This is a genomic window from Saccharothrix sp. NRRL B-16348 (genome assembly GCF_001280085.1).
Lineage (GTDB): Bacteria > Actinomycetota > Actinomycetes > Mycobacteriales > Pseudonocardiaceae > Actinosynnema.
The window spans coordinates 1-5,602 of sequence record NZ_LGED01000041.1; the positions used below are offsets into that span (position 1 = coordinate 1).

A 5,602-nucleotide genomic window follows, 5' to 3' on the forward strand; every position below is an offset into this window, starting at 1 on the left:
CTCTCACCGGGCTTCCTCGCCAATCCCGAAGGGCTGGCGCTGGGCAACGCGGTGCAAACCAACCTCGTTGCGGCGCAGTTACGATCCTCGACAGTCCCGGAGGGCTGGCGCTGGGACACCTACGCGAACGACGGCTTGTGGGTCCGCGGGTTGCGATCCTCGCCAGTCCCGGAGGGCTGGCGCTGGCTTGGACTTCGCGTCCTCCGCCCACCCGGTGTTTTTGTTGCGATCCCCGCCAGTCCCGGAGGGCTGGCGCTGGGGGCGATGCTCGGCCCGTTCACGGCGGCGGGACAGGTGTTGCGATCCTCGCCAGTCCCGGAGGGCTGGCGCTGGTCCGGAGAGCATTTGAACTCTCGCCACACCCACAGGTAGTTGCGATCCTCGCCAGTCCCGGAGGGCTGGCGCTGGGGTTCGCGGTCGCCGTCCGGTCCGCCGTCGGGATTGTTGCGATCCTCGCCAGCTCCGGAGGGCTGGCGCCGGCATCCATCGCCTCAGACAACCTCTACCTCTACCTCACGTTGCGATCCTCGCCAGCCCCGGAGAGCTGGCGCTGGGGTCAACGTCGTGCTGCAGCACCGGCGCCCGGCCGTTGCGGTCCTCGCCAGTCCCGAAGGGCTGACGCTGGTCCGGCGGTCACGACCGCGACCAGCACAGACTGGGCGTTGCGATCCTCGCCGGCCCCAGAGGGCTGGCGCTGTCGGCCCTGTGGTACCTGGTCGTGTTGGCGCTGGTGTTGCGATCTTCGCCGGCCCCGAGGACTGGCGCTGCCCCGTAGCCGCCGAGGCGGTCGATCTTCTGCTCGCGGTTGCGATCCTCGCTGGCCCCGGAGGGCCAGCGCTGCCTGGCTCTCGCAACTCGCGCTGCACGGCCACGAGGTGTTGCGATCCTTCCGTGCCCGGAAGAGCCGGTGCTGTGGCCTGGACGTGGGTGTAGTGGCGGACCAACTGGGGTTGCAATCCGCACCGGTCCCAGAGGACCCGCGCTGGGCCAATCGCGTCGGTGCGCATCCCGGCCCTGCGGGTAGTTGCGATCCTCACCGGGCCCGAGAGTGCCTCTCCAGTCCCGAAGGGCTGGCGAGGCACTCTTGAGCCAAACGGACTGGTACACCAGCCCGGCGTTTCGATCCTCGCCAGTCCCGGAGGGTTGGCGCTGGTCGGTGTCGGGGTGGAGGCGGGCCATGTAGTCCTCGTTGCGATCCTCGCCAGCCCTGGAGGGTTGGCGCTGGGCCAAGGTCGCCGCGACCAAGCGGTCGCTCGAGCGGTTGCGATCCTCACCAGCCCTGAGGGCTGGTGCCGCCCAGGCCGGTGGTCCTCACGGACGTCCGCTTCCCGTTGCGATCCTCGCAGTCCCGGAGGGCTGGCGCTGGGCTGGAGTACGCCGAGATCACGGCGCCGATCCGGTCGCGGTCCTCGCCAGTCCCTAAGGGCTGGCGCTGGGGGCGATGCTCGGCCCGTTCACGGCGGCGGGACAGGTGTTGCGATCCTCGCCAGTCCCGGAGGCAGGCGCTGCACAGTTCAGAGTTGGATTCCTGTCGCCCACTGCGAAGCGTTGCGATCCCGCAAGTCCCGAAGGGCCTGGCGAGGATCGCAAGTCCGGGAGCGGCTGGCGCCGCGGGACACGGCCTCGTTCGGACCAGGCGCCTCGACTCCCGCGGGCAGTCACGGCGAGGCGTCCTGGCACTACCCGAGTAAGCAGTTGAGCAGCCACTATCAGGGAACATCACTCGAAAGTGTGACTACCCCAAATGGGCGGACAGTAACGGCGTCAGTGACCACGGAGAGGCGGCACCCCCACCATCACTGTGCGCCGTTCGGAGTAACGAAGGCTCCGTCGGGCCTCGGTAGCCACACGTTGGTGTCGCCACTCGTCACTCCATGGGGGATGCACGCCCCACGGGTACCAACGATTTCTGGTAACTTACGCCGGGTGTCGTCAGATGAAGCGCGGATGTCTGCGCACAGGTCACGGATAGCCGACACATCATTGACCAATAAAGCCGGAAATTGCGGAATCGACACACTATTCTCCGCACATAAAAGCGACACCAGGGCCGCCCACATGATGCGGACGGCCCTGGTTCCCCTAAGCACCCGGGAGCGGATATGACGATGGCGCAATCATCGTCTCCGAATCCGGGGATCGGGGATCACCGCAATTGCAGCCAGGTAGCGGCAGAGCGGAGCCCGAGGGCGAGGCCCTGGGCGGCCATTACGGCCCCCGAGGCCTCGCCTCCCTCCGACAAAAGCAGGAAATAGTGGTACCAGACAGCAACTTCGGCGGCAAGTGCCGCCGTTAGCAACGTGTCCCGGTCACCGCCCCCATTGCCCGAGGTTGACCGAACAGTGAACATTCAAACCCCTTTCGCCAACAAAAAGGGGCACACCTGTATTAAAATTGGCAATCGCCCCCAATCGACAATAACCGCGACTTGGCCGACTGTAACTTTTTCGACCGCCGTTACATTAACAGACCGAAACGCGCAAAAAAAAATCGAAGGTGCGACCCGTCCCGGTCGGAGAACCCATACCTAGCGGATACCCGTCATGCCATGACACCCGGACGTGAAGCCCGACAGTGGTGAACACATGGAGATGCATGACATAGCGTGATCACGCCAACGGTCAAACAGGGCGATCCGGACAGGTTCCTCCCCAATGGGCGATCTTTAATTCAAGATCAACAAGTGCCACCATGGTGACACACATCACACAAGCGCGTAGCTTGAGTCGCCGAGCCTGACAGCACATACCTGGTGATGGCGACAGCGATACCCGCCGCGCATGCCACACCGCCCGATCACCACGGACACAGCCTGTCGCGGCACCACCAAGCAAGGACCGGGCGGCACGACTGCCCAGCCGTGGGAACTTCGCGGCCGAGTACGGCAGCCAAGGACACCGCTCGGTCGGCGGGCGCGCTCTCAATGGCGTGGTCGGATGTGAATGTCGCCTCTGCGCGGTAGGTGGCAGCTAGCCGAGGTACATCCGCCGTCCGCCATGCCTGCCCGGGCCTCTTCCTTCGCTCCGCGGCGCTCATGCCCGGTACCACACTGGCTGGCGTCACGGCCGCGATACCGCGCCACAGTCGTGCCGCGTCCCTCAACACCACAGCGAACCATTCGCCCTCGACCACGCGCTGCGACGGGTCGACATACTCCGCAGCGGCACCGCGCAGGACCTACAAGCCGATCGGCGCCAAGAGCCGAAACGGACGACGTCCAACGCGAGCGTGATAAGCGCGTCCGAGCGGCCGGCGGAGGCGCGCTCGGGAGTAGCACCTGAACGCCCGCGTCCCTCCGGTCAGGAGCTGCACGATCTCCTTCTCCGTCTGGGTTCAGGTTTATTCAAGCTCGCCCCTCGGCCGTTGCTGTTGCAATCCTCGCCAGCCCCGGAGGGCTGGCGCTGCCTCATCGCCCGCTCACCTCGGCCGCCCGCGTCGGGTTGCGATCCTCGCCAATCCCGAAGGGCTGACGCTGCGCCACCTGGTCGCCCGCAAGAACTGGGCGTGCTTGATGTTGCGATCCTCGCCCGGGCCGGGCTGGATAACAACGGAGCTCCTGGTCGAACGGTTGCCTAGACAACACCCGATCTACCAGGAGTCTCCCGTCCGCGCACCAAAGCCTCAGCCCTGCCCGGTTCACCAACAGCCTCTCACCACCCCGTTGACGGTAAGGTGCATCAGGCTCGAGCGTTGAGCATCGTCTGGGAGGTCGGGTGGCGCACCTTGCGGGGCGCCACCCGACCACATCGCGCTACTTGAACAGGTCGATGATCTGCCCGATCAACGCCACGACCTGGACAAGGGTGCCCAGAAGGACGCTGGCCTGATCGGAGCGCCAACTCCGATCGGGCTTGCGTGCACCCTCCGGTTCGTCATCCTTTTCTGGATAATCTTGATCCAATCCACACCTCCGTCGATCACCTCGCTACGAGGCGAGCCGCTTGTCGACTCACGTGTTGTCGACAAAGCTCGAAGGCGTCGTAGATTCTGAACCTACGAAGGCAACACAATCGAACTGTCGCCCGAAAACCCTGTCTCCGGCAGGGCTCAATTTCGTATGCGATCTTCAGTGATGCAGAGGGCGATTTATCCAAGTGGGCACGGAACCCAGCCGGGGTTGTCGGGTCGTCGTCAGCGAGGTAGCGGACGCAGCTGCGTAGCTACGCTTCGACAACTTCAGCGCGCCGACGAAGTCGCCCCTCGGCCCGCTTGCCGGCCGCGACCCGGCCCCATCGCCGTGACGGTTTCCACGTGATCCTCGCCGAAGGTGCGGCGGTGCCGATCCTTCAGTTCCATGTTCGGCGGGGTTGCCTCGGTGTACCGGCCCTGCACCCAGATCATGAAGCCGTATCAGCTCATCTGGCTGATGAGCACGGCTTGGACGAGGCGGTGCAGCTCGATGGAGTTGGTGTGTGGTCCACGCGCACCAACGCGAAGCGGTTGATGTCGCGGATGGCCTCGTTGAGGCGCAAGCTGTCGCGCAGGACCCGGAACAGCTCGGCCGGCACGTCGGTGATGTTGCGGCTGTAGGTGAACACGCTGCGGTTGCTCCAGGTGTGCGCCAGGAAGGCGCACACCTGGAGCGACCGCAGCGCCGAGGGGTTCTTGCGCTTGAGCTCGTTGAGCGACAGGTCCCACATCGCCGCCACCGACTCGGGGTATCGATGGTGGTGGTGACGTTCAGCAGCTCCAACTGTGTCTCCGCGAGGAGTTCCAGGTACTCCGCAGCGGGCATGCCCGTCTCCACGCGCCAGGCCGCCGCCTGCGTGACGGTTCAGGTGTTGTGTCAGTTCGGCCGGGGAGTTGACGATCTTGACCGGTCGTTCCGCGGGCACCCACCAGATCAGGTCGAAGTTCGCGCGGTTGCGGTAGGCGTACTCGATGGCGAGGTGTGACTTGCCCACACCGCCCATGCCGTGGAGCGTTTCGGGCAGCACAGCCGCGGTCCCGCCCCGGACCAGACGCCGTTCGAGCTCCTGGAGGAGGTCCGCCCGCCCGGTGAAGTTCACGTTCCTCGGCGGTACCCCGCCGAAGTTCACGTTCCTCGGCGGTACCCCGCCGAAGACGGGCGATGCGAGAGTCCTTCTCCTTTCTTCCTGCTCGACGGCAGTCACCTCTGCTCCTCCTGCAATTCGTCCGGCTTCGGCCGCGTCCACGAGAACACGTGTGGGGTCATCTTCTTCGTCCGGAAATTCCCCGCGCGCATTATTCAACATCGCCTGCGGCAGCTCGACTTGGGGGTCGCCTGGCGTGGAATCGCGCAGGTGAACCCCAGACAAGGCCCTCCGCAGCGCACGCTCGGCTTCAGCCACGTGGGGCGGCGTGAGAATGGGGGAGGCGGTCGATACCGGCTCCTCATCCAGTGGCCATTCGAAGCCGGCCACCGCCGGTTGGTGTTCGTCCAGGTAATGGCGGACGACTTTGCGAACCCGCTCGGTGTCGATACGACGTCCGTGGGCGAGCAGTTCCTCGCGAATGCCGTCCCGCGCGAACCTGAACGCCAAGGTCGTCGTAGAGGCCTGGCACGTCGACCTGGGGCTCCCACTCGTAGAAGTGGTTCGGCGCGCCCGGCTCGGACACCTTGAGGCGCAGGCGGTGCAGG

The 5,602-nt window shown here is 65.5% G+C and carries 1 protein-coding gene; it reads right to left on the reverse strand.

Features of this window, described 5'->3' with window-relative positions:
- Positions 1-4,355: 4,355 nt before the first annotated feature.
- Positions 4,356-5,504, reverse strand: coding sequence for a hypothetical protein (locus tag ADK67_RS50545; RefSeq protein ID WP_157619984.1), 1,149 nt, complete (start codon positions 5,502-5,504; stop codon positions 4,356-4,358).
- Between the last annotated feature and the right edge of the window lie 98 nt (positions 5,505-5,602).